24 protein-coding genes are annotated in these 26,662 nt (G+C 75.2%); 8 read left to right on the top strand and 16 right to left on the bottom strand.

Going from position 1 to position 26,662, the window contains the following annotated elements; translation table 11 throughout:
- Positions 1-191 precede the first annotated feature (191 nt).
- Positions 192-1,244: a hypothetical protein gene (locus ACFV0O_RS01525; RefSeq protein ID WP_380334753.1), complete on the top strand. Its 1,053-nt coding sequence runs from the start codon at positions 192-194 to the stop codon at positions 1,242-1,244.
- 24 nt (positions 1,245-1,268) lie between these two features.
- On the opposite strand, the gene ACFV0O_RS01520 is transcribed toward ACFV0O_RS01525, so the two are convergent.
- On the bottom strand, positions 1,269-2,312 hold the full coding sequence (locus ACFV0O_RS01520; RefSeq protein WP_380334750.1) for an alcohol dehydrogenase catalytic domain-containing protein: 1,044 nt from the start codon (positions 2,310-2,312) through the stop codon (positions 1,269-1,271).
- A gap of 326 nt (positions 2,313-2,638) precedes the next feature.
- Between ACFV0O_RS01520 and ACFV0O_RS01515 the strand changes: the two genes are divergently transcribed.
- Positions 2,639-4,324: a GAF domain-containing protein gene (locus ACFV0O_RS01515; RefSeq protein WP_380335367.1), complete on the top strand. Its 1,686-nt coding sequence runs from the start codon at positions 2,639-2,641 to the stop codon at positions 4,322-4,324.
- 153 nt (positions 4,325-4,477) lie between these two features.
- On the opposite strand, the gene ACFV0O_RS01510 is transcribed toward ACFV0O_RS01515, so the two are convergent.
- The 6 genes from ACFV0O_RS01510 to ACFV0O_RS01485 form a co-directional block, all read right to left on the bottom strand.
- On the bottom strand, positions 4,478-5,464 hold the full coding sequence (locus tag ACFV0O_RS01510; protein ID WP_380334748.1) for an Acg family FMN-binding oxidoreductase: 987 nt from the start codon (positions 5,462-5,464) through the stop codon (positions 4,478-4,480).
- A gap of 31 nt (positions 5,465-5,495) precedes the next feature.
- Positions 5,496-5,786 carry an SHOCT domain-containing protein gene (locus ACFV0O_RS01505; RefSeq protein WP_380334746.1) on the bottom strand — a complete coding sequence of 97 codons (291 nt, stop codon included), beginning with the start codon at positions 5,784-5,786 and terminating at the stop codon, positions 5,496-5,498.
- A gap of 126 nt (positions 5,787-5,912) precedes the next feature.
- A complete protein-coding gene (locus tag ACFV0O_RS01500; protein WP_380334745.1) occupies positions 5,913-6,587 on the bottom strand; it encodes a response regulator in 675 nt (224 codons plus the stop codon).
- A gap of 142 nt (positions 6,588-6,729) precedes the next feature.
- Positions 6,730-7,332, bottom strand: a complete 603-nt coding sequence (locus tag ACFV0O_RS01495; protein ID WP_380334743.1) for a CBS domain-containing protein — start codon at positions 7,330-7,332, stop codon at positions 6,730-6,732.
- A 283-nt stretch (positions 7,333-7,615) separates the two neighbouring features.
- The gene (locus ACFV0O_RS01490; RefSeq protein WP_380334740.1) at positions 7,616-8,992 is read right to left on the bottom strand and encodes a cation:proton antiporter; all 1,377 of its coding nucleotides are present in this window, start codon (positions 8,990-8,992) and stop codon (positions 7,616-7,618) included.
- Between the two features lie 303 nt (positions 8,993-9,295).
- Positions 9,296-9,724, bottom strand: coding sequence for a hypothetical protein (locus ACFV0O_RS01485; protein ID WP_380334737.1), 429 nt, complete (start codon positions 9,722-9,724; stop codon positions 9,296-9,298).
- A 376-nt stretch (positions 9,725-10,100) separates the two neighbouring features.
- On the opposite strand from ACFV0O_RS01485, the gene ACFV0O_RS01480 reads away from it, so the two are divergent.
- Entirely contained in the window at positions 10,101-10,445 is a 345-nt protein-coding gene (locus ACFV0O_RS01480) for a hypothetical protein (protein WP_380334735.1), read from the top strand.
- Positions 10,446-10,510: 65 nt separating this feature from the next.
- On the opposite strand, the gene ACFV0O_RS01475 is transcribed toward ACFV0O_RS01480, so the two are convergent.
- Positions 10,511-13,231 carry a GNAT family N-acetyltransferase gene (locus ACFV0O_RS01475; protein WP_380334732.1) on the bottom strand — a complete coding sequence of 907 codons (2,721 nt, stop codon included), beginning with the start codon at positions 13,229-13,231 and terminating at the stop codon, positions 10,511-10,513.
- A gap of 124 nt (positions 13,232-13,355) precedes the next feature.
- Complete coding sequence (locus tag ACFV0O_RS01470; RefSeq protein WP_380334730.1) at positions 13,356-13,973, bottom strand: hypothetical protein; 618 nt, start codon at positions 13,971-13,973, stop codon at positions 13,356-13,358.
- A 393-nt stretch (positions 13,974-14,366) separates the two neighbouring features.
- Here ACFV0O_RS01470 and ACFV0O_RS01465 point away from each other — a divergent pair, with 393 nt between their 5' ends.
- Together ACFV0O_RS01465 and ACFV0O_RS01460 are read left to right on the top strand one after the other, a co-directional pair.
- The gene (locus ACFV0O_RS01465; RefSeq protein WP_380334727.1) at positions 14,367-15,245 is read left to right on the top strand and encodes a universal stress protein; all 879 of its coding nucleotides are present in this window, start codon (positions 14,367-14,369) and stop codon (positions 15,243-15,245) included.
- A 225-nt stretch (positions 15,246-15,470) separates the two neighbouring features.
- On the top strand, positions 15,471-16,004 hold the full coding sequence (locus ACFV0O_RS01460; protein ID WP_380334724.1) for a flavodoxin family protein: 534 nt from the start codon (positions 15,471-15,473) through the stop codon (positions 16,002-16,004).
- 155 nt (positions 16,005-16,159) lie between these two features.
- Here the strand turns inward: ACFV0O_RS01460 and ACFV0O_RS01455 are convergent, their stop codons facing one another.
- Positions 16,160-17,173: an ArsR family transcriptional regulator gene (locus tag ACFV0O_RS01455; RefSeq protein ID WP_380334722.1), complete on the bottom strand. Its 1,014-nt coding sequence runs from the start codon at positions 17,171-17,173 to the stop codon at positions 16,160-16,162.
- A 60-nt stretch (positions 17,174-17,233) separates the two neighbouring features.
- Here ACFV0O_RS01455 and ACFV0O_RS01450 point away from each other — a divergent pair, with 60 nt between their 5' ends.
- On the top strand, positions 17,234-18,487 hold the full coding sequence (locus ACFV0O_RS01450; protein WP_380334720.1) for an MFS transporter: 1,254 nt from the start codon (positions 17,234-17,236) through the stop codon (positions 18,485-18,487).
- Positions 18,488-18,549: 62 nt separating this feature from the next.
- On the opposite strand, the gene ACFV0O_RS01445 is transcribed toward ACFV0O_RS01450, so the two are convergent.
- Both ACFV0O_RS01445 and ACFV0O_RS01440 read right to left on the bottom strand, forming a co-directional pair.
- The gene (locus ACFV0O_RS01445; RefSeq protein ID WP_380334717.1) at positions 18,550-18,873 is read right to left on the bottom strand and encodes a hypothetical protein; all 324 of its coding nucleotides are present in this window, start codon (positions 18,871-18,873) and stop codon (positions 18,550-18,552) included.
- 31 nt (positions 18,874-18,904) lie between these two features.
- Positions 18,905-19,324, bottom strand: a complete 420-nt coding sequence (locus ACFV0O_RS01440) for a molybdopterin-binding protein (protein WP_380334714.1) — start codon at positions 19,322-19,324, stop codon at positions 18,905-18,907.
- A 449-nt stretch (positions 19,325-19,773) separates the two neighbouring features.
- On the opposite strand from ACFV0O_RS01440, the gene ACFV0O_RS01435 reads away from it, so the two are divergent.
- Together ACFV0O_RS01435 and ACFV0O_RS01430 are read left to right on the top strand one after the other, a co-directional pair.
- On the top strand, positions 19,774-20,622 hold the full coding sequence (locus ACFV0O_RS01435) for an NPP1 family protein (protein WP_380334711.1): 849 nt from the start codon (positions 19,774-19,776) through the stop codon (positions 20,620-20,622).
- Positions 20,623-20,782: 160 nt separating this feature from the next.
- Positions 20,783-21,973 carry a protein-glutamine glutaminase family protein gene (locus ACFV0O_RS01430; protein ID WP_380334708.1) on the top strand — a complete coding sequence of 397 codons (1,191 nt, stop codon included), beginning with the start codon at positions 20,783-20,785 and terminating at the stop codon, positions 21,971-21,973.
- Positions 21,974-22,045: 72 nt separating this feature from the next.
- On the opposite strand, the gene ACFV0O_RS01425 is transcribed toward ACFV0O_RS01430, so the two are convergent.
- The 4 genes from ACFV0O_RS01425 to ACFV0O_RS01410 form a co-directional block, all read right to left on the bottom strand.
- Positions 22,046-22,507, bottom strand: coding sequence for a hypothetical protein (locus tag ACFV0O_RS01425; protein ID WP_380334705.1), 462 nt, complete (start codon positions 22,505-22,507; stop codon positions 22,046-22,048).
- A gap of 63 nt (positions 22,508-22,570) precedes the next feature.
- Positions 22,571-23,404, bottom strand: a complete 834-nt coding sequence (locus tag ACFV0O_RS01420; RefSeq protein WP_380334701.1) for a DUF4389 domain-containing protein — start codon at positions 23,402-23,404, stop codon at positions 22,571-22,573.
- A gap of 200 nt (positions 23,405-23,604) precedes the next feature.
- The gene (locus tag ACFV0O_RS01415) at positions 23,605-24,819 is read right to left on the bottom strand and encodes a DUF4190 domain-containing protein (RefSeq protein ID WP_380334698.1); all 1,215 of its coding nucleotides are present in this window, start codon (positions 24,817-24,819) and stop codon (positions 23,605-23,607) included.
- A 373-nt stretch (positions 24,820-25,192) separates the two neighbouring features.
- A complete protein-coding gene (locus ACFV0O_RS01410; RefSeq protein WP_380334695.1) occupies positions 25,193-26,509 on the bottom strand; it encodes a diaminopimelate decarboxylase in 1,317 nt (438 codons plus the stop codon).
- Positions 26,510-26,662: the final 153 nt, after the last annotated feature.

Genomic DNA, 26,662 nt, shown 5'->3' with positions numbered 1-26,662 from the left:
GGGGGGGGGGGGCGGGGCGGGGGGGGCGGGGCCTCGGTAGGGGCGGCCGGGGGGTCGATGTGGGGGGGTGGGGGCGGCCCCCACCCCCCCCACCACCCCCGTCGCCCGCGACTTTCCGTTATCGCCGCCCGCCGCCCGGATCTCCTGAACAGCGCGGCCCGACCGGCGGGCCGAGAGGAGAACGGGCGAGGATGAACACCGGCAGCGAGCACGAGAAGTCGGCGTCCGCCGAGCAGGGGGCTCCCCCCGCGACCAAGCGCTGGGCGGGGCACCGCATCCTCTACGCCTGTTCGCTGGTCCTGGCGGTCGCTTCGATCGCCCTGCTCGCCCTGCCCGCGCGCGGGTCGTCACCGCACGCGGACCATGCCGGCCCGCCCGGCACGCCCGGCACGGCGCACGGCACGGAGCACGGCGTGACGGCGACGGCGCCCGGTGCGGCATCCTCCGGGATGCCGGGAATGGCAGCAATGCCCGGGATGCCGGGGATGGCAGGGATGCCCGGCATGGCCGGCATGCCGGCCGACGCGACCGGAGAGGGCCTCGCCACCGAACGCGACGGCTACCGCCTCGACTCCACGACCGGCACCCTGCCCGCCGCCCAGGCCGTCACCTACCCGTTCACCATCACCGGCCCGGACGGCCGCCCGGTCACCGACTTCGCCGAAGTCCAGACCAAGCAGCTGCACTTCTACGCGATCCGTTCCGACCTCACCGGGTACCAGCACCTGCACCCCCCGATGGCCGCCGACGGCACCTGGACCGCTGGCCTCACCGCCCTCGAACCGGGCGACTGGCGCCTGTACGCCGCGTTCACACCGAACACCGGTCCCGGAAAGGGCCGGGAAACGGTCCTCAGCCGCACCGTGACCGTGCCCGGCCGGGCCGATGCCCAGCCGCTGCCCGCCCCGGCCGGCACCACCAGCGTCGACGGCTACACCGTCGCCGTCCAGGGGCAGCTCACGGCCGGGACGCCCGCCCCGCTCACCGTCACCATCAGCAAGGACGGCCTGCCGGTGACCGACCTCCAGCCGTACCTCGACAGCTACGCCCACCTCAGCATCGTCCACGAGGGCGACCGGGCGCTGGCCCACCTCCACCCCTTCACCCCCGTCCAGGGCGACCACGGCGGGCCGACCCTGACCTTCTACGCCCTGCTCGGCGAAGCCGGGCACTGGCGGGCGTTCCTGCAGTTCCAGACCGACGGCACGGTCCACACGGCGGCGCTCACCGTCGACGTGGCCTGACGGGCCGGGGCGTTCGGGGCCGGGTCACGTCCGGAAGAGCGCGACCTTGAGCGCCCCGACACCGGCCGCGTCGGCGAAGACCGCGTAGGCGTCCTGCATCTCGCTCAGCCCGAAGCGGTGCGTGACCAGTCCGCCGACGTCCAGCCTGCCGACGGCGAGCAGGTCGAGCAGCAACGGGGTGCTGTCGGTGTCGACCAGGCCGGTGGTGACGGTGACGTCGCGGATCCACAGGTCCTCCAGGTGGAGTACCGCGGGCCTGCCGTGGACGCCCACGTTGGCCACCCGGCCGCCGGGGCGCACCAGTCGGGTGCAGAGTTCGAAGGATTCGGGGACGCCGACCGCCTCGATCGCGACGTCGACCCCGAGGCCGTCCCGGCTGAGCGCCCGGACGGCCTCCGGGGCGGCGTCGGCCACGGTGAGCGTGGTGTCGGCGCCGAGGCGCGCGGCGGCGTCGAGGCGGCTCCGCGCGAGGTCGATCACGATGACGCGGGAGGGGCTGAACAGCCGGGCAGTGAGGATCGCGGCGAGGCCGATCGGCCCGGCGCCGACGATCGCGACGGTGTCGCCCGGCCCGACCCGGCCGTTGCGGACGCCGACCTCGAAGGCGGTGGGCAGGATGTCGGCGAACAGCAGGGCGTCCTCGTCCCGGACGGCGTCGGGCAGCTGGTGCAGCGAGGTGTCCGCGAAGGGGGTGCGGACGTACTCGGCCTGGCAGCCGTCGACGAGGTGGCCGAGGATCCAGCCGCCACCGCCGGTGCACTGGCCGTAGCTCGCGGCGCGGCAGTAGGCGCAGCGGCCGCACGCGGAGATGCAGGAGACGAGGACGCGGTCGCCGGCCGCGACGGCGCGCACGCCCGGTCCGGTATCGGTGACGGTGCCGACGGCCTCGTGGCCGAGGACGCGGCCGGCGGCGACCTCGGGGACGTCGCCCTTGAGGATGTGCAGGTCGGTGCCGCAGATGGTGACCGCGTCCACCCGGACGACGGCGTCCTCGGGGTCGCGGACGACCGGGTCGGGGACGTCGCCCCAGGCGCGGCGGCCGGGTCCGTGGTAGATGAGCGCTTTCATGCCGCGGTCGCTCCTCTCGGCGGGCGGGCGGACGGCGGGGCCGGGGCGGTCCCGCTCACACCACCGGTGTTCTCCAGCCTTGTCCGCGGCCGCGCCCGTCACCAGGGGCCCGGTGGGGTGCTCCCGGCGGGCCGTTCGGCCCCCTTCGCTCCCGGCTGCCGGGGGAGATCACGCCTAGTCTGGTCGCAGTGGGCCATCGGGGGCGAGCCAGGGAGGACGCCTTGGGCAGCGCGTCGGAGACCAGCACATCGGAGCCGGGCGCCTCGGAGACCAGCGCTTCGGACGTCGGCGCCTCGGCCACCGGCACGTCGGAGCCGGGCGCCCCCGTGCCGAAGCTCCGGCTGGACGAACTCCTGGACGAGCTCCAGGCCCGGCTGGACGCCGCCCGCGGCACCCGCGACCGGGTGCACAGCCTGCTGGAGGCGGTGCTGGCGGTCGGGCGGGACCTGGAACTGACCCAGGCACTGCAGCACATCGTGGAGGCGGCGGTCACCCTGGTGGACGCCGAGTACGGCGCGCTCGGCGTGATCGGCGAGGACCAGCGGCTGTCGCAGTTCATCCCGGTCGGGGTCACCGACGACCGGGTCAAGCTGATCGGTGACCTGCCGTCCGGGCACGGCATCCTCGGCGAGCTGATCCGCCACCCCGAGCCGCTGCGGCTCAGCCGGCTCTCCGACCACGCGGCCTCCTACGGGTTCCCGGCCAACCATCCGCCGATGCGCAGCTTCCTGGGGGTGCCGATCCGGATCCGGGACAGGGTGTTCGGCAACCTCTACCTGACCGAGAAGCGCGGCGGCGGGGAGTTCGACGCCGAGGACGAGTCCGTCCTCGCCACCCTCGCCGTCGCCGCCGGGGTCGCCATCGACAACGCCCGGCTCTACGCCCGGGCCCGGCAGCGGCAGCGCTGGCTGGAGGCGAGTGCCGAGGTGACCAGCAGCCTGCTGTCGGGCAGCGCGGAGCAGGAGGTGCTGGACCTGCTGCTCGTCCGCGCCTCCGAGATCGCCGGCGCGGACCTCGCCGTCGTCGCCCTGCCGCTGCCGGACACCACGGAGCTGGAGGTGCGCATCGCCGTCGGGCTGGGCGAGGACGCGCACCGCGGCTTGGTGCTGCCGGTCGAGGGCTCGTTCATGGGCGCGGCCTTCCGCATCGGCGGGCTCGTGGTGAGCCCCGACGTCCAGAAGGACCCGAGGATCACCGCCGGGCCGCCGCGCTGGAAGGGCCTGGGCCCGGCGGTCGCGGTGCCCGTCGGCACGGCCGATCGCGGGATCCGCGGCGTGCTGCTGCTGGCCCGGGCCTCCGGCGCGCCGCTGTTCGAGGAGGACGAGTCCGGGCCGCTGCTCGGCTTCGCGGGGCAGGCCGCGGTGGCGATGGAACTCGCCGAGCGGCGCCGGGACTCGGAGCGGTTCGCGCTGCTGCAGGAGCGCGACCGGATCGCCCGCGACCTGCACGACCTCGCCATCCAGCGGCTCTTCGCGACCGGGATGACCCTGCAGGGCGCGACCCGCTTCATCGAGCACCCCGAGGCGACCGACCGGGTGCTGCGGGCCATCGACGACCTGGACGAGACCGCCAAGACCATCCGCGCCACCATCTTCGGCCTGCGCCTGCGCGAGCGGGGGCCGGCCGCGTCCGGCCTGCGGGCCCGCGTCGTCGAGGTCGTGGACCGCGCCGCCCGTTCCCTGGGCTTCGCCCCGACCCTGCGGATGACCGGGCTGCTCGACGTCACGGTGCCCGCCGAGGTCGCGGACGCGGCGGTCGCCGTCCTGGAGGAGGCCCTGTCCAACGCCGCCCGCCACGCCGGGGCCGCAACGGTGAAGGTCACCGTGGCCGCCGGTGACGAGCTGGCCGTGACGGTCACCGACGACGGGGTGGGTCTCCCCGGGGGCGGCCGCCGCAGCGGCCTCGCCAACCTCGCCGATCGGGCCACCGCCCTGGGCGGCGCCTTCACCGCCCGCACCCGCCCCGAGGGCGGCACGGAACTGCACTGGCGGGTCCCGCTGCCCGCCGACTGAGCGACCGACCGGGAAACCGACCGGGAAACCGGCCGGGAAACCGACGGTTCGCGACGGCGTTCCCACGCCGCCGCGGCGGTCGGATCAGCCGCGCACGGCCCGGCCCCGCGACCTGACGAGGGACCACCGGTCGGGCGACGGCCCGCCGGCCGGCTACCGGCGGGGGCGGTCCAGGACGTCGCCGGGGGCCAGGCGGGGTGTCGGGGCGCCTTCGGGGCCGTAGCCGAGGCGGATCAGGATCTGGACGTAGCCGGGGCCGCGGTGCGGGTCCCGGGCCTCCCACCGCAGGTAGGGCCACTCCATGGCCTGGTGCAGCAGGGACGCCCGGACGCCGTGGACGGTCGCGGCGAGCAGCACGTGTTCCAGGGCGAGGCCGGCCCGCAGCCAGTCCTGCGGGGTGTCGTGCCCGGTGGCGAGGACGGCCAGGCGGGGCTCCGCCTCGAAGAGCGCGGGGGCGTGGTGTTCGGCGGCGTGGAGCGCGGCGAAGTCGCGCATCGGCAGGTGGCCGGCCGCGTCCTGGGGGCCGAGCGCGTCGACCGGGATGCCGTACGGCGGGGTCGGGCCGGTGCGGATCCAGTTGCGGCTCTCGGTGCGCTGCGCCTCGTCGGTGGTGTTGCGGCGCTCGGCCTCGGCGGTGAGGTGCAGCAGCCGGGCGGTCTCCTGGTGGTCGGGCAGGTGGAGCAGGGCGTCCTCGGAGCGGGCGGCCGTGGCCAGTTCGTCGAGGACGGCCGGTGGGACCGGCTCGCCGGTGAACGGGGTGCGGATGGAGTGGCGGCGCCAGATCGCCCCGTACAGCTGCTCGGTGCCCGGGGCCGGCGCACCCGCCGGGGCGTCCAGCCGGACGGCGGCGAACAGGTCGGGTTCGGACGGGTCGGGCAGCAGGCGCACCTCGGGGGCCCAGCCGAGGTGACGGGCGGCGACGCGCAGGTTGAGGACGGCCGCACCGACGGAGATGTGCAGCGCCCGGCCCTGCGGGTCGGCGGCCGGGACGGCACGGCTGCGGTCGGCGCGGACCTCCACGGTCGAGGTGTCCGGCTGGAGCCGGAAGCGCCAGGGCTGGCTGTTGTGGATCGAGGGTGCCGCGACCGCCGCGGAGACGAGCTTCTCCAGCGCGGAGGCGTCGAGGGCGAGGGTGGGCATGGCCGCCTCCAGGGTGCGTGGTCCGCCGGGATCAGCCGGCGGCGGGCGGATCGCCGCCGCGCAGGGTGTGCAGTCGGGCGCGGTACTCGTCGGGGTCGATCTCGCCGCGGGCGAGGCGTTCGGCGAGCACCCGGTCCGGGGTGGGCCGCTGCGGTGGTGTCAGGCGCGGCACGGGGGCTGTCGGGCCGTGCGGGGCCGTCCGGCCCGGGTACCGGACGAGGGCGATCCCGCCGAAGACCACGAGTGCCCGGAAGAGCAGCATGCTCAGGGTCATCAGGCCGAGGCCCCGGCCGTTCGTGCCGCCGTCGTTCCGGAACATCATCGCCGTCTCCTCGGCCGTGGCGGGAGTTCGCTCACCTCCACCGTGCGGCCGGCGGCCCGGGTGCCGCTTGGGCCGTTCGGCACTACCTGCGGGCCCGCTCGGGCCCGGCCGCTTCCCACGGGGTGCTCAGGACGGGCGGTGGTGCTGCTGGTCGGGGTCCGCGTGGGCGGCGAGGACGGCGGCCTGGAGGCGGCGTTCGACGCCCAGTTTGGCGAGCAGCCGGGAGACGTGGTTCTTCACCGTCTTCTCGGCGAGGTAGAGCTCCTGGCCGATCTGGCGGTTCGTCTTGCCCTCCCCCACCAGGGCGAGGATCTCCCGTTCGCGCGGGGTGAGGCCGGCGAGCGCCGCGTCGGCGTCGCTCTCCTCGTGGTGGCGCAGGTTCTCCATGAGCCTGCGGGTGGTGGCCGGGTCGAGCATGGACTGGCCGGAGGCGACCGTGCGGACCGCGCTGACCACGTCGGCGCCCTTGACCTCCTTGAGGACGTACCCGGCCGCGCCGGCCATGATCGCGTCGAGCAGGGCGTCGTCGTCGTCGAAGGACGTCAGCATCAGGCAGACCAGTGCGGGCTCCCGGTCGCGCAGTTCCCGGCAGACGTTCACGCCGTCGCCGTCCGGGAGCCGTACGTCGAGCACGGCGACGTCGGGGCGCAGCGCCGGTACCCGGGCGAGGGCCTGGGCGCACGTGCCCGCCTCGCCGACGACCTCGATGTCCGGTTCGGCCTCCAGGAGGTCGCGCACGCCGCGCCGCACCACCTCGTGGTCGTCCAGCAGGAAGACGCGTACGGGCCGGGGCGTGTCCATGGCCTCCTCCTCCGTGGGGCCGAACGGGCGGTGACACCACCGATTCTGCTCGTCGGCGCGGCCGGGCGCACCGCGCCGACCGGGCGGTGCGACAGCGGCCGGGCGCGTGCGGGGCCGCCGTCGCCGCGCCCGGTCGGGCCCGTCAGGCCGACGCCGCGAGGCGCAGTTCGACGCCGACCACGCCGGGTACGGCGCGCACCAGGCGTTCCAGGAGCGGTGCGGACAGGGTGCCCGGCGGTGCGCCGGTCAGGGTGATCCGGCCGTTCTCGGAGCGGACGCCGGTGTCCACGGCGGCGCGCGGGCCGAGGGCGGCGGCCAGCTCGAAGCGGACCCGGTCGGCGAGTTCGCGGTCGTCCCCGGGGTAGACCTTCAGCAGGTCGCCGCGGCTGACGATGCCGACCAGGTAGTGCTGCCCGTCGACCACCGGGAGCCGTTTGAGGTGGCCGCGGGACATCGCCCGGGCGGCCTCGTTGAGCGGGCTGCCGGGGTGCACGGTGACGGCCGGCACGGACATCATCCGCCCGGCCGTCAGCGCGTCGGCGCGCTCGCCGTCGCGGTCCCGGGCAGTCAGCAGGTCGGCCTCGGAGACCACCCCGACCACCCGGCCGTCGCCGGTCAGCACGGGGACGGCGCTGATCCGCCAGCGCTGCAAGGTGTCGGCGATGTCGCGGAAGTCGGCGTCCCGGCCGACGGCCACCACGGCGTGGGTCATGACGTCGGCGACGGTGCTCGGTGTGCCGGTCATCGTGGCCTCCTTCGACGCGACGCGAAAGGCGCGGGTGTTCCGGGGCCCGCCCGGTGGCGTCCCCGGCCCGGGGCGGCGCGGCGGCGGCCTCCGACGGTGGTCCCGCCTTCACTGTCCGTCGGCGGGGGAGCCTGCGGACAGGGCCGTACGGTCCTTGCTTCCCGGGCCGGTCCGGCCCGGGACGGCGCGACCTGTCGGCAGGGCGGCAGAACGGCAGGACGAGGCGGCCGTCCGGTGGACGGGCTGCCGGACTGCCGGACTGCCGGACTGCCGGGCCGTGGTCTCACTCCCCCGGTGGGCCGGTCACGTCGAGCCTGCGGCGCCGGATCGCGCGCGAGGTACCGATACTCTCCCGCAGGCCCCGGTCACGCGCGGCGGCGCGTTCGTACCAGCGCCCGTAGCGGTCCGAGAACGCCACCGCGGACACCCCGTGCAGGAGCACGCTGAGGCCGACGGTGACCGCGACCACCCGGCCGACCAGCACGACCCCGGGGACCTGCTGCTCCGCGACCAGCAGCCCGAGCACGATCGACGCGAGCCCGCGCGGGCCGAACCAGCCGATGTAGGCCACGGTGGGCAGCTTCAGCCCGGTGCCGGCCAGGGAGAGGGCGACCGGGACCATCCGGACCACGGTGAGGCTGAGCACGGCGTAGCCGACGATGCCCCACCCGAGGTGTTCCAGGGCCGGGCCGAGCAGCACGGCGCCGAAGACCAGCAGGCTGAGCATGGCCAGCAGGTTGCCGAGGTCCTCGGCGAAGTCGGCGGTGTCGTCGCCGTCCGGCACCGGCACCGGCACCGGCACCGGCACCGCGGACGACGGCGCCGACGCCGACGCCGACGGGACGCTGCCGCTGCGGCGGCCGCTGCCGCGCATCGCGTACGCGAAGGCGAACCCGGCCACCCAGGCGGCGATGAAGCCGCTCCCACGGGTGACCGTGGCCAAGGCGTAGGCGCCCGCGGCGATCGCGAGGACGAGGATCTGCCACCACTGCCGGGTGATCCAGCCGTGGTCGCGGGCGGACCGCAGCAACCGGCCGCCGGCCCCGCCGACGGCCAGGCCGAGGACGGTGCTGAGGAGCAGCGCCCGCCAGAACGTCCCGCCGACCCCTTCCTCGGCGTACGCCGTGCCCGGGATGGCCGCCAGGAACAGGACGAAGAACGGCAGCACCATGCCGTCGTTCAGCCCGCTCTCCACGTTGAGCCCCTGGCGCACCAGGCCGGGCACCCGCGGGTTGGCGATGGCGTCGGCGCCGAGCGCCGCGTCGGTCGGCGCCAGGACGGCGCCCACCAGGGCCGCTTCCCATCCGGTGAGCCCGGGGAGCAGCGGCCAGGCCAGCAGCCAGCCCGACGCGATGCTGAGCGCCAGTCCGATCCCGAGCAGCCGCACGGGCAGGGCGGCGCCGGTGCGCAGCTGTTCCGGGCGCACCGCCATGGCGTCGGTGAACAGGACCAGGGTCAGCGCCGCCTCCAGCAGGGTGAGCAGCGGTCCGCGGTCGTGCTCGGCGCTGATCAGGTCGAGGCCGACGGGCCCCGTGGCGATGCCGGCTCCCACGAACACGATGGGCGCGGACAGGGGGGTGCTCGCCAGGCGTCGCGAGGCGAGCGCGTAGGCGGCGGTGACACCGGCGACCGCCACACCGGCCCACCCGGCGCCGCTCACCGGCGCCGCGCCTCCCGCCGGCCCGTCCCGGGCGCGGACGGCGGCTGCGGCGGCTCGTTCATCGGGGCTCCCGGCACTCTCGCGCGGCCGTGGCGCCGCTGACCACCATTGCCCCGTAGGGCCCGACGAGCGGCACCCCGGGGTGATCCGTCCGGGGGACGGGTCCTGCGGGTCGCACGCACCCGGGCACCGCCCGGGAGCACCGCGGGGCCCGGCCCCGGGCGATCCCGGGGCCGGGCCGGTCGACAATGGTCGGGCTCGGAACACTCCTCCGCTGCGCCCGTCAGGACTGCCCCGGGCCCGTCAGGTCTCCTTCCTGGTCGTCCCGACACACAGGGCCCAGATGACGAAGGCGTCGATGACGATCAGGACGATCGCCCAGAACGGGTAGTAGGGCAGCCACAGGAAGTTGGCGATCATGCCCAGCCCGGCGACGACGACACCGACGGCACGGGCCCAGACGGCGCCGGTGAACAGCGCCACGCCCGCCAGGACGATGACGATCCCGAGGATCAGATGGATCCAGCCCCATCCCGTGGTGTTCATCGAATACACGTAGTGCCGGGTGACGACGATCAGGTCGTCCTTGGTGATGCCGGCGATCCCTTGGAAGATCGCCATGATGCCGCCGGCGATCAGCATGATCCCGGCGAAGACGGTCCACCCGGTCGCCATGGGGCGTCGCTCGGGGGCGTAGGGGGTGCGGCCCGCCTCGGTGGCACTGCTGGTCATGACATCGACTCCTTCGAGAGCAGCCGCCTCACCGGGAACGGGGAGGCGGGCGCGGAGAAGTTGGCCGGAGGGGCCTCCGGGGAGACGACACGGCCTCGGATCGGAAGCCCTACGACCACGGTAGGGCCGAACCTCAGCCCCGGCCTGGGCCGCACGGACCACGGCGTTGGTCCGTCCGGCCTCGTCCGGCGCTCCTCTCCCGCACGGCAGGGCGTCTGCGGGGGCCCGGCCCCTACCGGAGCGATGCGTGACGCGTGGTCCCGACGCCTTCCGGCCCTTCAGGTGTGGGCCGGATGGCCCATGGCGGACCGGCCCCGCCCTGGGAACCTCGGAGGGGGGATCGTCCTCACCGCATCCGGCCAAGGAGGCGAGACGAATGCGCGGCATCCATCACCACGTGTCACGTCCCGGCGTTGCCATCGGATCCGACGAGTTCGGACGACTCGGATGGCTCGTGCTCGGCTCCTCGGCGCTCCTCGCCGGCGCGGTCGCGCACGCCCTGTCGGGCGTCGTCTCGATCGCCAAGGGCACGACGTCTCCCGCCCCCGCGTCGGACCGGGCGGCGCGCCCTGCCGCCCTGACCCTCGACGAGAAGGAAGGGTGGTTCCTCATCGGTGCCCTGTTCCTGATGACCGGCGCGATGGTGCGCAGCTTCGCCCACGTCATCCGGAGCGTGCGGGCGGTCGTGCACCCCACCGCGCACCCGCAGGTACGGGCGTGACGACCGCGACGGCACCACCGGCGTAACGGCCCGGGCACCCCCGGACGAGGGCAAGGCGGCGGCGGTCACTCCCCCTCGGCGGCGGCCGGTCGCCGCAGCCGCCGCAGGTAGGGGTCGAACGAGGGACGGCGTTCGAGCCGCACCCGGGCGTCCACGCAGACGGCGCCGTTCCGGCGGGCGATGACGGGGTTGAGGTCGGTCTCGACCAGCTCCGGGAAGTCCTCGGCGAGCCGGGACAACCGGGCGAGGACGGAGCGGACCGCCGCGAGGTCCACGGGCGGCGCCCCGCCGGTGCCCGACAGCAGTGGTGCGCTGCGGAGTTCGGTGACCATGGTGGTCAGGTCGCGTTCGCAGAGCGGGGCGAGCCGGGCAGCCCGGTCGGCCAGCACCTCGGCGGCGGTGCCGCCCATGCCGAGGACGACCAGCGGGCCGAAGACCTGGTCCTGGACCACGCCCGCGAGCAGTTCGACGCCCGGCGCGGCCATCGGCTGGACCACCGCGCCGGCCAGCTCGGCGCCGAACCGCTCCGCGAACTCCCGGTAGGCGCAGCGCACTTCGTCGTCGGTGGCGAGGCCGGTGCGGACCGCGCCGAGCGCGCTCTTGTGGACCTGATCCGGCCAGTACGCCTTCAGGGCCGTCCGCCCGTCGTGTCCGTGCCGGCGCAGCTCCGTCGCCGCGGCGACGGCCGCGTGCTCGTCGCGGGCCCACACCGAGGTGACCAGCGGCAGCCCGTAGGCGTCCAGCAGGTCGGCGGTGGTCAGCGGGTCGAGCCAGCCGCCGCCGGGGTGAGCGGTGAGGAAGCCGTCGACCAGGCTGCGGGCGGTGGGCCGGTCGCAGCCGGGGACGTCGACCGGCACGGGCTGCGGTTCGGCGAGCCGGCGGGCGCGGTCGCGCGCGTGGGCGAGGGCCCGGGCGGCCGCGACGGAGTCCGAGTAGGCGGGCAGCAGCCCGCCGTCGGCGCAGGTGCGGTGCCGCACGGGCACCTGCTGGTCGAGCAGGACGGCGGCGATCGGGACGGCGCGGCGGGCCGGGCCCTCCAGCAGGGCGCGTGCCGGATCCTGGTCGGGAACCGCTCCGAGGGCCGTCGGCACCAGGCACACCAGGATCGCGTCGACGGCCTCGACGCGCTCCAACTCCCTCAGGAAGAGGGCGAGTTCGACCGGCCCTACCGCGGCCGTGGTGTCCACCGGGTTGCGGACGGAGGCGCCGGGCGGGAGGAACGTCGCGAGGCCTGCCGGGAGTTCCGGCAGCTCCAGTCCGGCCTCCGCGCAGGCGTCCGCGGCCAGGATGCCGATGCCGCCCGCGTTGGACACCACGGCGACCGCGCCGCGCGGAGCGGGCAGTGGCTGGGCGTGCAACAGGGCGGCTGCCTCGACCAGTTCGTCGATGCTGCGGACGGCGGTGATGCCCGCCTGGCGGAACAGCGCCTCGCGGGTGACGGTGGGGGTGGCGGCGGCCGCGGTGTGCGAGGCCGCGCCCCGGCGCCCGGCGGTCGAGCGGCCGGCGTCGACGGTGAGCACCGGGACGGTACGGGTGACCCGCCGGGCGGTGCGGCCGAAGGCGCGCGGGCTACCGAAGGACTCCAGGTGGAGCAGCGCGAGGTCGGTCCGGCCGTCCGACTCCCACCACTGGAGCAGGTCGTTGCCGCTGACGTCGTACTTGTCGCCGAGCGAGACGAAGCTCGACACCCCGATGCCCAGCCAGGCCAGCCGCTGCAGCAGCGCGATGCCCACACCGCCGCTCTGCACGGCCACCCCGGCCGTGCCCGGCCTGGGGAAGGCGCCGCCGAACTCGGCGTCCAGCCGGACGGCGGGGTCGGTCTGCGCCAGGCCGAGGCTGTTGGGCCCGACCAGGCGCATGCTGTGCCGGCGGCAGGCCCGCATCAGGCGGCGGGCCTCCTGCGGGCCGAGGCCGGACGTGAGCACCGCCAGGGCCCGCACACCGGCCGCGCCGCACTCCTCCGCCACCCCGGGGACGGCGTCGGCGGGCACCGCCAGGACGACGAGGTCCGGCACGGCGGGCAGCGCGGCGACGTCCGGGTAGGCGAGCCTGCCGTCGATCTCGGCGGCGTGCGGGTTGACCGCCCACAGCGCTCCCGTGAAGCCGCCCTTCCGGATCTTCGCCAGGACGCTCCGCCCGACCGAGCCCTCCCGGCGGGACGCCCCGACGACGGCGACCGAGGCCGGGCGCAGCAGCGCCGTGAGGCTCGCCACGTCGGCCCGGCGGCCCCGTTCGTCCACCGCCGCGCGGTAGCGCTCGTCGCCCTCGTCCAGCGGCACCCTGAGCCTGACCTCGCCCTGCGCGTACCGGCGCTCGACGGGCAGCCCGAGGTCGGCGAAGACCCGGTGGACGGCCCGGTTGCCGGACAGCGTGTCGGCCTCGAAGAAGCGGACGCCGGCCGCGCGGGCGGCGTGCACCAGGTGTTCCAGCAGCAGGGTGGCGACGCCCCGGTGGTGCCAGCGGTCGGCCACCGCCAGCGCGAGCTCCGCCGTCCGCGGCGGGTCGTCCAGCAGTTCGCAGTCGGCCTCGCCGATCAGCTCCTCCCCCGCCCAGGCGCCGAACGCCAGCAGGCCGGCGCGCGGCGCCCCGCACAGCCGGGCGGCGGCCTGCGCGGGCGCGTTGCGGCTGACCCCGAAGAAGCGCATCCGGCGGCTCTCCTCGGACATCCCGGCGGCATGCAGGTCGAGGACCGCCCGCCGGTCGTCCGGGGCGAACGGCCGGATCCCGACGGTGGTGCCGTCGGCCAGCAGGGCCTCCGCCGTGGTCGGCGGTGGGACGGCGGACATGGCGTACCTCCTGGGCTTCACCACTCGCAGGGCATGCACCACCGGCGGGGCGGTCACCGCCTGCCGGGTGTCACCGACAGCGGGGCGATCACCGACAGCCGGGGCGTTCACCGCCCGTGGGGCGTCACCGCCGCCCGGACCAGCCCGGCTCCACCTGCTCCCAGGCGGCCTCCCAACTCCGCTCGGCCCGCCGGTCCAGCCGGCGGCGGCACAGCACGAACCAGCCCTCCGTGACGAACCCGAGCGCGGCGACCGTGCCCAGGCCCGTCAGGACGGCGTCCGAGACGATCAGTCCGGTCGGCCGGGGGGCACCGACCGGCCGACCGGCGTCGCTCAGCCCGACCGGGACGGCCGTCCCGACGGACGTGCCGTCCGGCACGGGGACGAAGCCGGAACCGGGGCCGACCGGGTACGTCCACCGGGCCGGCGCGTGCTCCCGCACACGGCCCGCCCCGGGGTCGACCACCTGCGCCGGGCCCGTGGTGACGGCGGTGACGACGTGCCGGTGCCGGGCCAACCGCGTCGCGTCACGCGTCTGCGCCCCGTACACGAGCACCGCCGCGACCACCGCCAGAACGGAGGCGACGAGGAGCATCAGCGCCACCCCGGTGATCAGGCCGCTGTACACCCGGTCGAGCGGGCGGCAGAGCGGGTTGTGATCACGGCCGGCGGCCCGGCGGACGTGCCCGCGCAGGGAGGTGTGGGAGGCGGGGTGACCGGGCGGGGTGGCTGCGACGGACATCACGCGCCTCCTCCGTGCCACGGGGCTTCTGCTCTCAGGATCAGTCTGCCGGGCCGGTGCCCGATCTCCGAGGGCCGGACGGCCCCGGTCCCGGGTCCCGAGGGCCCACCCGGGCCACCGGGCGGTGGCGACGCGAACGGTGGCGACGCGAACGGTGGCGACGCAGGCCGTGGCGACGCGGGCGGTCGCGCGGGCGGTGGCGGCCCGGATGGTGGCGACGCGGGCGGTCGCGCGGGCGGTCGCGCGGGCGGTGGCGGCCCGGATGGTGGCGACGCGGGCGGTGGGATGGGGTCGCCGGTCTCCGCCGGCCGGGCCGGTCGGCCCTCGCGGCGGGCCGGGACCGGTGCCTAGCGTGGGAGCAGGCCCGCAGCGCCGAACCCGAGGAGGACCGCCATGACCCCCGCGAACTCCGACAGCCCCGGCCGCTCCGTCGTCCTCGGTGTCGACGCCCACGACACCGGCCCGATGGCCGCCGCCTGGGCCGCCGACGAGGCCGACCGCCGGGGCCTGTCGCTGCGCCTGGTGCACGCCGTCCCGACCCTGTACCGCGAGTTCCGGCCCTTCGACGAGGACCGCTACCACAAGGCCCTGCGCGAGCGGGCCGAGCAGGCCCTCGACCGGGCCGCCGACGTGGCCTGGGGCCGGCACCCCGGGCTGGCCCTGACGACCGACGTCCCCGAGGAGGTCCCGGCGCCGGCGCTGTGCCGGGAATCCCGTCACGCCGCGCTCGTCGTCCTCGGCTCCCGCCGACTGGGCCGGGCCGCGGAGGTGCTGAGCACCTACTCGGTGGCCGTCCCGGTGAGCGCCCAGGCGCACTGCCCGGTGGTCGTGGTCCGCAACCCCGAGCACACCACCCAGGACCCGCCGTTCGTCGTCCTCGGCGTGGACGGCAGCCCGTCGTCCGCACCCGCCGTCGACTTCGCCTTCGACTTCGCGGCCGAGCGCGGGGCCGTCCTGCGCGTCCTCTGGGTCTGGCAGCGCCCGCCGGTCGGCAACCTCGACGACGACGCGACCGACCGGATCCTGCGCCGGCTGCTCTTCGAGTCCACCGTCGGCCGCCACGACCGCCACCCCGACGTCACCGTGACCCACGAACTGGTCCGCGGCCACCCGGTCGAGGAACTCGCCCGGGCCTCCGAGCACGCCCTCGCCGTGGTCGTCGGCCGCCGGGGCGGCGGGGGCTTCACCGGCATGCGGCTCGGCTCCGTCCCGTACGGCCTGCTGCACCGCGCGCACTGCCCGGTCGTGACGGTTCCGGCCACCTACCCGTAGGGCGTCGCCCGGTCGCGGAGCGGGAGAGCACCGCGATCCACCGGGCCCGCCCCGCCGAGGGGCCCCTCCACCGACGGGCCCGACCATCAACGGGTCCGACCGCCGGCGGACCTTCCGGCGACGGACCATCCGGCGACGGACCTTCCGGCGACCGGAACGGGTCGAACGGCCCATCTCCGCAGGACAGTTCCGGAGCGAGGCTGGAAGCGAGGAAAGGTGGAGACCATGCACACCGTGATCGTGTACGAGAGCATGTACGGCAACACCCGGGAGATCGCCGAGGCGATCGCCGAAGGCGTCCACGAGGCCGACCCCGGAGCGGCCGTCGACTGCCTCCCGGTGGCCGAGGTCAGCGAGGACGTCACCCGTTCCGCGGACCTGCTGGTGGTCGGCGGACCGACGCACATGCACGGCATGTCCTCCGGGCTGAGCCGCCGGATGGCCGCCAGTGCCGAGGGTCACAAGGAGGGCCACGAGAAGGCCGCCGAAGAGGCCCGCGCGACGGCCGAGGGCCCGGGCCTGCGGGCCTGGTTCCACGACCTCCCGAAGACCGAACCCGGCACCCACGCCGCCGCGTTCGACACCCGGGTCGACATGGCCAGGTCCGGCGGCGCCGCCAACGGCATCGCCCACCGGCTCTCCCACCACCGCTACGACATGGTCGCCGAACCCGAGGGATTCATCGTGGAGGACAACGACGGGCCGCTGCGCGCCGGCGAACTCGACCGCGCCCGCGCCTGGGGCGCGAAGCTGGTCTGACCCCTGACCCCTGACCCCCGGCCGCGGCCCGGCTCCTGCTCCCGACCCTGAACTCGCACTCTGAGCACCACTGCTGACGGAGACTCAGTCGGCGCTTCGGCACAAGTCGGCGCACACGTCGCCCCGCGCGATCGCGGGCCCGCGGCACACCGCCGTCAGGACGCGCCGGACGTGGGCTGCTGCGCGTCGACCAGGATCTGGCCCGCCGGGGTCCGGTAGTAGAGGACCGAGCGGCCCGCGCGGCGACGCCGGACCAGCCGGGCTTCGCGCAGGATCCGCAGGTGCCGGCCGACCGAGCCCAGGGTCTGACCGGTGAGGGCCACCAACTGGGTGGTGGTCTTCGGCGTGTCGAGGAGGGTGAGGAGTTCGGCGCGGGCGGCACCGAGCAGGGCGGCCAGGGCCTTCGGTACGGGGCGGCGCTCGTCGTCGACGAGGACGCCCGAGCACGGGTAGACGACCGCGTACCGCCGGGCGTGGAGCGTGCGCCGTCCGCCGGCCGCCGGGGCGTCCCAGCAGACCCAGCTCTGGGCCGGGGTGACGGGGACGAACATCAGCCGGGCGCCGGAGAGTTCCCGCGGCGGGCCGTCGCAGTCGGTGATCTGCAGCCGGTCCGCTCCGAGCCAGCGCATGCCGGGCCGCATCCCGTCGAGGGTGACGGCCCAGCCGTCCCGGCCGAGCCGGGCGGTCCGGGCGACGACGTCGGCCTCGATGATCCGGCGGCGGCGCGGCCAGGAGGGCCGGACGGTCTCGGTCCACACCCGTTCCAGCAGGTCCGCGGCGCGCCGGGCGAGGTCGTCGCGGCGCAGCCGGTCCGGCAGCGGGCCGCCGAGGGTCTCGGCGAGGTCGGCGCGCACCACGGCGGGCGGGGTGTCGCGGACCTGCTCCAGTTCCTCGGCGAACGTCGGGTCGCCGTCGCCGAGGGGGGTGGGGGTGAGGAAGGTGGCGTTCCACCGGTGCCCGAGCGCGGCCGCGACCAGGGCCGCGGTGACGGGCTCCTCGGCCAGGTGGCCGCGGTATCCGGCGAGGTGGGTGGTGAGCCAGTGGTGTTCGCCCGGGTGCGCCGCGCCGGCGCGGTGCAGGGTCTTCAGGGCGGCGAGCGTCTCGGCCAGGGGGGAGGTGACGAACCGTCCCCCGGCGAGGGTGTCCGCGTCGATCCGCCACCAGCCCATCGTTTCGCCTCCCTGCGAAAGACTGACGACCGGTCGGTCGCCCCGAAGAGACTCTGCCGCATGCGTACGTATCGGGAGCTCTTCCGTACCGCCGAGTTCACCCCGCTCCTCCTCGCCTCGGCCGGGCAGACCGCCGCCCAGACGGTGGGCGGGCTCGCCCTCGGCATCCTGGTGTTCGAGCGGACGGAGTCGGCCCTGTTGTCCTCCCTCGCCATGTTCGGCCCCGCGCTGGCCCAGGTCGTCGGCGCGGCCACCGTGCTGTCCGGGGCGGACCGGCTGCCGCCGCGCGCCGCCCTGACCGGTCTCGGTCTGCTGTTCTGCGCGGGCACGGCCGTGCAGGCCGTGCCGGGGCTGCCGGTCGGGGCCGTGTTCGCGGTGCTGCTGGTGCTCGGCGTCGTCGGTTCGGTGGGCGGCGGGGTGCGGTACGGGCTGCTCAACGAGGTGCTGACCCGGGACGGCTACCTGCTCGGGCGGTCCGTCCTCACCATGTCGGCCGGGGTCGTCCAGATCGGCGGCTTCGCGGTCGGCAGCGCACTGGTGGCACTGCTCTCGGCGCGCGGCACGCTGCTGTCGGCCGCCGGCCTGTACCTGCTGGCCGCCGCGGTGGCGCGGCTCGGGCTGAGCCGGCGCCCGCCCCGGCACACCGGCAGGACGTCGGTCGCCGGGACGTGGCGCACCGACGCGCTGCTCTGGTCGTCCGTGCCGCGCCGGTACGTCTACCTCGCGCTGTGGGTGCCGAACGGCCTGGTCGTCGGCGTGGAGTCGCTGTACGTCCCGTACGCGCCCCGTGACGCGGGCCTGCTGTTCGCCTGCGGGGCGGGCGGCATGCTGGTCGGCGACGCCGTCGCGGGCCGCTTCCTGCCCGCCGGGTGGCGGGACCGGCTGGCCGTCCCGCTGTGCGTCCTGCTCGCCGCCCCGTACCTGTTCTTCGCGTTCGACCCGGGGCTGCCGCTCGCCCTGGTGCTGGTCACGCTCGCCACCTCCGGGTACGCGTCGGGGCTGCTGCTGCAGGAGCGGCTGGTGGCGCTGACGCCCGACGAGCTGAGCGGGCAGGCGCTCGGCCTGCACGGTGCGGGGATGCTCACCCTGCAGGGGGTCGGTGCGGCGGCGGCCGGCGCGGCGGCCGAGCTGACGTCCCCGGCCACCGCGATGGCGGCGACCGCGGCGGCATCGCTGACCGCCACCCTGCTGCTGGCCCCGGGGCTGCGCCGCTCCCGGACGCCGGACCCGACGCCGGGCCGGGCGCCGGACCGGGCGCCGGACCGGGCGGCAGCCGCGCCGGGGAAGCAGGAGGCCCTCCCCGCGCCGGAGTAGGCCCCGGCACGGCCGGGGCGGCACACCGCCGTTCCCGGGTCCGCCACCCGACCGTTCCCGGGCTACCGCCCGGCGATCCGGACGACGCCCGTCACCGTCCCCTGCAGGACGACGCCGCCGGGCGCGATGGTCCCGGCCATCCGGAGGGTGTCGTAGCGGAAGCCGCTGCCCGGCCACGCGCGCCGCACGACGGTCCCGGTCCGCGGGTCGATCTCGGCGCAGGAGTACGGGTCAAGGATCGTGGTCGCGTCGCTGCCCGGAAGGACCGGTTCGCGCAGGACGGTGTGGATCAGTCCGTCGCCCGTGGACAGGAAGGGCACCGCGGCGGAGCGCAGAGCGGTGTCCCGGACGAGGTCGCAACCGGACCCGTCGGGGCGGCCGTCCACCCGGGACGGGCCCTCCCGTCGACCACCCGCGTCAGGCCGTCGCGAGCGAGACCTCGGTGGACTTGATGAGCGCGACGACCGGGGAGCCGGCCGCCAGACCGAGTTCGGTCACGGCCTCCCTGGTGATGGCCGCGGTCAGCTCGCCGCCGTCGACGGCGACCTTCACCGTCGCCATGGCGGCACCGGTCGCCACGTCGACCACCGTGCCGGGGATCCGGTTGCGGATGCTCAGACCGGACACCGGTCCGGTCGCGAGCGAGACCTCGGTGGACTTCACCAAGGCGCGCACGGCGGTGCCCTCGGCGAGGCCGAGGTCCTTGACGGCGTCGGCGGTCACGGCCGCCGTGATCTCCTGACCACCGTCCAGGCGGGCCTTCACCGTCGCCATCGCCTCGCCCGTGGTCACGGAGATGACGGTGCCGGGGATCTGGTTGCGGATGCTCAGGCTCATGGGATCGACCTCACGTCTCGGGGGCACCGGACCCTCGTCCTGCCCTGCGTCCACCACCGTAATCACCAGGTCAGCGGCCTGCAGAGGCCTCCTCGCGGATGCCAACGAGCACCGCCGGAGCCGGCCGCAGATCGGAGGCCGCCGATCTTCCGTCCCACGATCCGACACGGCGGCGGGACACCCGCGAGGCCGGGGCCTCGCGTCCGCGCGCCCTCGGGGCGTACGCGTCCGGAGGCCCCGCCGGGTGGCGCGCGTCCTGCGGACCGGCTCCCGCGGTGGACCGGTTAGGTCGTTTGACGGAGACCCGGTCGAGTCGGGTCGTGTAGAGACGGTCTCCGTGTCCGTACGTCATGTGACTGTTCCGCCCGGGCCGGTGCGCACGCCATGCTCGTCACGGGCCGCCGGTCACCGCCGGCCGGCCAGTGCGACGACCATGGAAACAGGTGACGATGAAGAACTTCTTGACACGAGGTCAGGACCGCAAGGCCACGGACACGGGCACCACCACCGGGACCACCGGGACCGGCCGCGGCCGGCGCGGGATCGCCACGCTCGTCGGCGCCGGCGCGCTGCTGCTCACCCTCCCCGGGACCGCCGCCCAGGCGGACTCCCTGCCCAACCTGCCCCAGCGGGCAGGCGGTTACGAGGCGTCGTTCTCGCCCGCCTACGACTACGACGTCGACGGCTGCTACGCGGTCTCCGCCATCGCCCCGGACGGCACCCTCAACCCGGGCCTGAAGACCACCGGCGCCATCAACGGGAACTGCCGCGACCAGTCCGACCTGGACCGGTCCCAGACCTACGCCCGCTCCAAATGCAACAACGGCTGGTGCGCCATCGTGTACGCCAGCTACTTCGAGAAGGACCAGACGGTGCAGGGCTCGGGCGGCCACCGCCACGACTGGGAGCACGTCATCTCCTGGGTCAAGCAGTCGTCCAACCAGGTCGAGTACCTGAGCCTGACCCAGCACAGCAGCCAGGCCACGTACCCGCGTTCGTCCGTGCGGTTCGACGGCAGCCACCCCAAGGTCGTCTACCACAAGGACGGCCTGCCCGGCCTCACCCACCTGTTCCGGCTGGCCAACAACAACGACGAGCCGCCGGAGAACCACTACCACAACTGGCGCCAGCCCCCCATCGTCGACTGGAACGGCTGGCCCAGCACCTGGCTGCGCGACCGGCTGAACAACGCCGACTTCGGATCGGCCACCATCAAGACGACCGACAAGGACGACCGCTTCCGCAACCTCCTCAACGCGTCGAAGCCCGCGGGCATCCCGTTCAACCCCTGGGCCTGACGCCGTCGACACCGCCCGGGCCCGGTGCTTCCCCCGTACACCGGGCCCGGGCGGTCCCGGTCGGCCACGGCGGCAGGCCAAAAGCCTTTCGTACGTGGGGTGTTCCGCATAGTCTCTCAGGCCGGGAGGCGCGTGGGGCCCTCCCCGGGGGAGGCGTGCCGTGAAGCGCGAGAACGAGTTGGGCACACCGATCGGCAAGGGTCTGGCCGACGAGCAGGCGCTCGCGCAGGCCGCCGAGCAGGATTCCGCCGGTACCGAGGAACCGGCCGCCAAGCGTCGGCGGACGGAACCGCAGGCAGCGGTCATCGCACCGGCGCCCACGAACCGCGAGTCGTCGTCCCGCTCGGGCTCGGGTTCGGAATCGGGCTCCGGTTCGTCGTCCGGCTCGGGCTCCGGTTCGTCGTCCGGCTCCGGTTCGTCGTCCGGCTCCGGTTCGTCGTCCGGCTCGGGCTCGTCGTCCGGCTCCGCCTCCGAGTCGGCGGAGGACGACGAGAAGCCACTGCCCGAGTGGCTGGCCAGGATCCTCACCTCGGCAGCGGCACAGGACGAGGACGAGGACGAGCCGACACCCCTGACCTCGTACCAGGTCGGCGGACTGTCCCGGCAGGCCCTCTTCGACGTGATGACGCAGCGCGAGTTCCACACCGACGCGGACGAGGAGGAGCTGTTCCGAGTCCGGCAGGCCTGCCTGGAGTTCATCGAGACCGATGCGGTCGGGCAGTTGCGGAGCATCGCGGGGGTCACCTCCGTCCTCGACTGGCTGAGCCCCTTCCCGGGCATCGCCGAGGACCTGATGCCCGCGCTCCGGGCCCGCGCGGCGCAGCTGGCGGCAGTGCCGCCGGTGCCCTTCGGCCGCACGGCGCCGGCGGACCTGTGGGGCGAGATCACCGGGGCCGTCGAGGCCCCGCGGGACCAGGGCACGGACGGCTGCGAGTACCTGGCGCAGGCCGTGTGCCTCCACATCGACGCACATCACCCGAGCATCGCCTGCCACAACCTGAGCAAGGTGTGGGTGGTGCCCGCCGAGGGCTTCGTGGTGCACGACCCGCACCGGTGGAACCACCACGTGGCGCCCGTGCTCCACTGCGACGACGGCACGTCCTGGGCGCTCGACCCGTTCCTGTTCCCCGATGGCCCCGTCCTCCTGGGCACCTGGGTCGCCGAGGTCTCCGGCTCGCTGGACCCCCGGTACGTGGACACGTGCACGCAGCCGTGGGAACTCACCGGCGCGCCCTCGTTCGGCTGCCCCGGATTCCATCCGGACCTGCTGATCGAGATCACCGCGGAGCATCCGGAGATCCGGGCCCGCCGCAAGCGGTCCGGAGGCGGCGGGGCCTCGGAGGGCAGGTAGCCCCGTCGCTCGCCCCGGCGGCCGGCCCCGTCCGGCCGCCGCCACGGGCACGCCCCGGGGACGGTGGCCCGGCTACCGTCCCAGCTGGTCCGCCAGGGCCTCGATGGTGCGCCGCCGCAGGGTCAGGGCCGAGACCGCCGAGCCGTCGGCGAAGTGCAGTCGGAACCGGGCCATGGCCTGGAGCCTCGGGCGGCGCTCGACGCGGGTGACGAAGTGGCGCGGCACGTGCCAGTGCACCTCGCCGGCCTTCCGGATGTCACTCGTCGAGACGAAGGCGACGCGTTGGTCGGTGACCAGGAGCAGCTTGTGCATGGCCGCGCCCTCACCGGTGGGGAAGCTCTGTGCCAGGCTCCCCGTCTGCCCGGACACCGCGCCGATCCGTGAGAGCTTGTTCCCGAGCTTGGCGCCCAGTCCGTCCCCGAGGCCCTCGGCCCCGGCCACCGGGTAGACGGTGGCCACGTCCAGCATCCGCTCCCCCACGGCCAAGAGCGGTTCCACGGCCTGACGGTAACGGTGCACCAGCTTGTCGGTCATTCGATCAGAGTAGCGAAGATCGAATACCGGCCGACCGGCCCCCGGCCGCCGCGGAACGGTCGGCTACGACCGACCCGGCAGGTTCCGCTGCGGACCGTCGGCGGGGCCCGGCACGAGCGGCGCGTCGACGTGCCGGGTCGGGTCGCCGGAGTCGTCGTCGTCCGAGTCCACCGAGGCGGTGACCGAGCTCGTCGTCCAGGAGACCACGCCGAGCAGGATGAAGACGACGAGCAGGCCGCGCCCGGCGCCGCTCAGGACGAGCGGGCGGGTGGCCGACACCGGTCCGTCCGGCTCGCTGCCCGGCTCGTCGCCGAACAGGCGCTTGGGGTAGGCGGAGGAGAGCATCACCAGGTAGGCGTCGTACCGCAGCCGGTAGCGCAGGATCGCGGTCGTCGCCTCGTACAGCGGCTGCGGCATCCGGCCGAGGACCAGCACCACGACCCAGACGACGAACGCCACCATCCACCAGCCCGCGTACACCAGGCCCTGCACGATCGACGCCGGGATGACGAGGATGATGCGGAACAGGACGGCGAGCCGGTTCAGCTCCCCCGGCCGCAGCCCGACCTGCACCGGGTAGTCGGGGGCGTGGAACGCGAACGGCGGGTAGCGGTCCACGGTGAGCATCAGGTAGGCCGTGACGCGGGTCTCGTACGGGACGAACGCGGTCAGGTAGTCCACCACGAAGCCGGGCAGCCGGCCGAGCACCAGCGCGCCGAACCAGCCGATGACGGTCACGAAGAACGCCACCACCGACAGCGCCCACACCACCACGAACTGGGGGATCAGCAGCAGCGCGCGCAGCAGCACCGTCCAGCGGTTCTGCGCAGCGGCCGCCGGCATGTCCAGCACCGGGAGCCACTCACGGCTGACGGGGGCTGGGGGTGCCTGCCACATCCGGGCCTCCACGGTCTCGGGACGACGACGGGACGACGGGACCCGGCGGTCGGGCGCGGCCGGGCGTCCTCCGAAGATCGCAGCACCCCGCCCGGCCCGCGCGCCACGCTGCGCCGGACGGGTCAGCCGAGGCCCAGGGAGACGCGTGGCGCGGGGACAGCACGCGGCCGGGGGAAAGCACATGGCCGGGTGGTTCCGGGTCAGCTGGGGGAGCCGGACCAGATGACGTTCTTGCGCTGCAGCCCGCTGCCGTAGTCGAACTCGACGGTGAACGTGCCGGCCGCGCTGTTCGGCAGGGCGTACGCGGACAGGCTGGTGGCCTCCTGCCCGGGGGCCAGCGAGCCGCCGAGGAGCTTCATCCGGTTACTCCCGTCGATCACCTGGAAGACGAGGCCCCCGTTGGCGTCCCTGACGAACGGCATGCCCGAACCGTAGAGCGAGACGTCCTTGGAACCGGTGTTGACGACGGTGATCCTCACCTGGAGGATCTTGGCGTTCTTCGGGGCCTCGAAGACGGTCTCGCTCGGGACGTAGGGCTCCGGCGGGGCCATCGTGACCTTCAGCCCGTCCGGGTACGTGTAGGACTGGCCGAACGCCAGGCGCCGGGCCCGCTCGTCCGCGGCGGCCTTCTCCTTCTCGGCCTCGATCCGCTTCCGCTCGGTCTCGATCCGCTCCTTCTCCTGCGCCGCCCGCTCCTCGGCGGCCTGGATCGCGGCCTCGCTGCGAACGCGCGCGGCCTCCGCCTCGGCCCGCTCCTCCTGCTTGACGGCCTGCACCTGCAGCACGACGACGACGCCGGTGCCGACCGAGACCAGCAGACCGGTGATCCCCAGGATCACGCCCGCGAGCGCCATCCCCCGGTTGGTCGCCTGGCCCTTGCGCGCGTAGCCCATGCCGATGACACCGAAGATCAGGGCGAGCAGGGCCGGCAGCCACGACAGCCAGAACAGGATGATGCCGAGGCTGAGGACCGTACCGACGATGCCGAGCACCATGGCCGCGGTGCCCAGACCGTTGCGGGGCTGCGGCGCCGCCACCGGGTACGGCGGCCAGTACGGCACGCCCGGGGCCTGGCCGGGGGCCGGTACCCGGCCGGGTATCGGGGCCTGGCCGGGTACCGGGACCTGGCCGGAAGCCTCGGCCGGGGCCGCGGCAGGTGCGGCAGGTGCCGGCACCGCGGCCCCGCCCGACGCCGGAGCCGCGCCCTGCCCCGGGTCCAGCGGCGTCCACGGGTCGGCGTCGGCGGGCTCGGCACCGGCCCGGTCCGCGTCGGCAGCCTTGACGTCAACCCGAGCGGCGCCGGCCGACTCGGCGTCAACAGGCTCGGTGTCAACAGGCTCGGCGTCGGCGGACTCGACCTCGGCCGGCTTGGCGTCAGTGGGCTGCGGGCTGTCCGGCGGGACGGAAACGGTCATGCGGGATCCTTCGAGAACGTTGAGACGAGGAACGGCCGTTCAGCCCCGGTCGAGGTCTTCCTGACGCCCCGGCGACGGCGACCCCGCCCGCGGGGACCCTGCCCGCGGCGGCTCTGCCCGCGGCGGCTCTGCCCCTCCCCGCGAAGACGGCCACCGGCCCGGGCCGGACCCGGACGTCGGCACCCCCCGGGACGCACCCCCGGGGACGCACCTCCCGGGACGGGACACCGCCAGGTCGGCGAGTGATCAAGATACAGGTGCCCGGCGAGGTTCCCGACACTGCGGTCCGGGCTCCGGGCCGGGACGGGCAAGCGTGGTTCGTCGGCGACTGACCGCGAGCCGGGCCGCCCGCGGGCGGGCGGGCCGGAGGGGCTCACCCGCCGGTGCGGTCCAACAGCTCCTCGACGGTCTGCGCGCGGCGCAGCGTCTCGAAGCACACGGCCCCGTCGGCCGCCACGGCGGCCCCGTACACGGCGGGCTCCAGCAGGCTGTTGTAGGAGAACGGGGTCGAGGTGTAGTAGGCCCCGGTGTCCAGCAGCGCGACGAGGTCCCCCGGTTCCAGCAGGGGCAGGGGCCGGGCCTCGGCGACCAGGTCCCCGGCGAAGCAGGCCGGGCCGGCCACGTCCTGTTCGACCGGCTCCCCGTGCTTGGCCGCGCCGGTGGGGTCGTGCGCGGTGACCCGCAGCGGCCAGGCCTCCGGTGCGAAGACCGTGCGGGTGGCCACCTGGACACCGGCGGAGGTGATCGCGATGGCCCGTCCGCCGGAGGTCTTGGTGTACTCCACGTAGGCGGCGGTGAAGCCGTTCTTGGCCAGCACGGACCGGCCGAACTCGGTCACCAGCCGGAACTCGCCGGTGAGGAGGTCGGGCGCGTGCGCCCGTAGGCGTTGGACGTAGTCCGGGTAGTCCGGGGTCACCCGGTCGTCGGCGAAGTTGACCGGCAGGCCGCCGCCGATGTCGAGGCCGACCACCTGACGGCGGCCCAGCTCGGCGTTGATCGTGCGGGCGAGGGCGACGGTCGCGGCGACGCCCTCGGCCATCAGGTCCGGCGGGCAGCCCTGGCTGCCGACGTGGCAGTGCAGCCAGCCGAGCCAGGGCCGGTCCCGGAAGGCCGCAACCAGCCGCCCGGTGTTGCCGTCCTCGGCCGGCGTGATGCCGAACTTGGAGGTCGCGGTGGCGGTGCTCATGGCCCCGATGGCGCCGGCGCCGATCTGCGGGTTGACCCGGACCCCGAACCTGGAGCGGGTCCGCCGGGTCGTCAGCAGTTCGTCGATCCGGGCCAGCTCCTGCCAGTTGTCCACGTTGACCGCCACCCCGAGGTCCAGCGCCCGCGCCAGCTCGCGGCGGGTCTTGGCCGGGGAGTCGAAGACGATCCGGGCCGGCTCGAACCCGGCCGCGAGGGCCTGCGCGAACTCGCCGGGGCTGGCCACCTCGCAGCCCATCCCGAGGGTGCGCAGCCGCTCCAGGACGGGAACGAGGCAGTTGGCCTTGGCCGCGAAGGCGTGCAGCACCTCGACCGGGCCGGGGAACGCGCGGTGCAGCGAGTCGACGGTCGCCGCCACCGCGTCCAGGTCGAGGAAGGCCGCGAGCCGTGCCTCCTCGGGGTCCAGCAGCCCCTCGCGGACCGCCGCTCGGAGGATGAGCTCGCGGCGCTCGGGGCCGTGCGGGGCTGTCGGCTGGGGGTTCGCCATGGTGGCACGCTCCGTCGTCCGGTCGTCTCGGTCGCACGGCCCGGGGGGGGGGGCCGCCGGCGGCGGGGGGGGGGGGCTGGGCGGGCGCGCGCGCCGCCGCGGGGGGGAGGGCTCGGTGGGCGGGGGGGGGGGAGCGGCCGCGCCCACCCCAAC

Source organism: Kitasatospora sp. NPDC059577 (assembly GCF_042735475.1).
GTDB lineage: Bacteria > Actinomycetota > Actinomycetes > Streptomycetales > Streptomycetaceae > Kitasatospora.
Note: the sequence above shows the minus strand (reverse complement) of the source record. Positions and strands in the feature narration are given on the sequence as shown.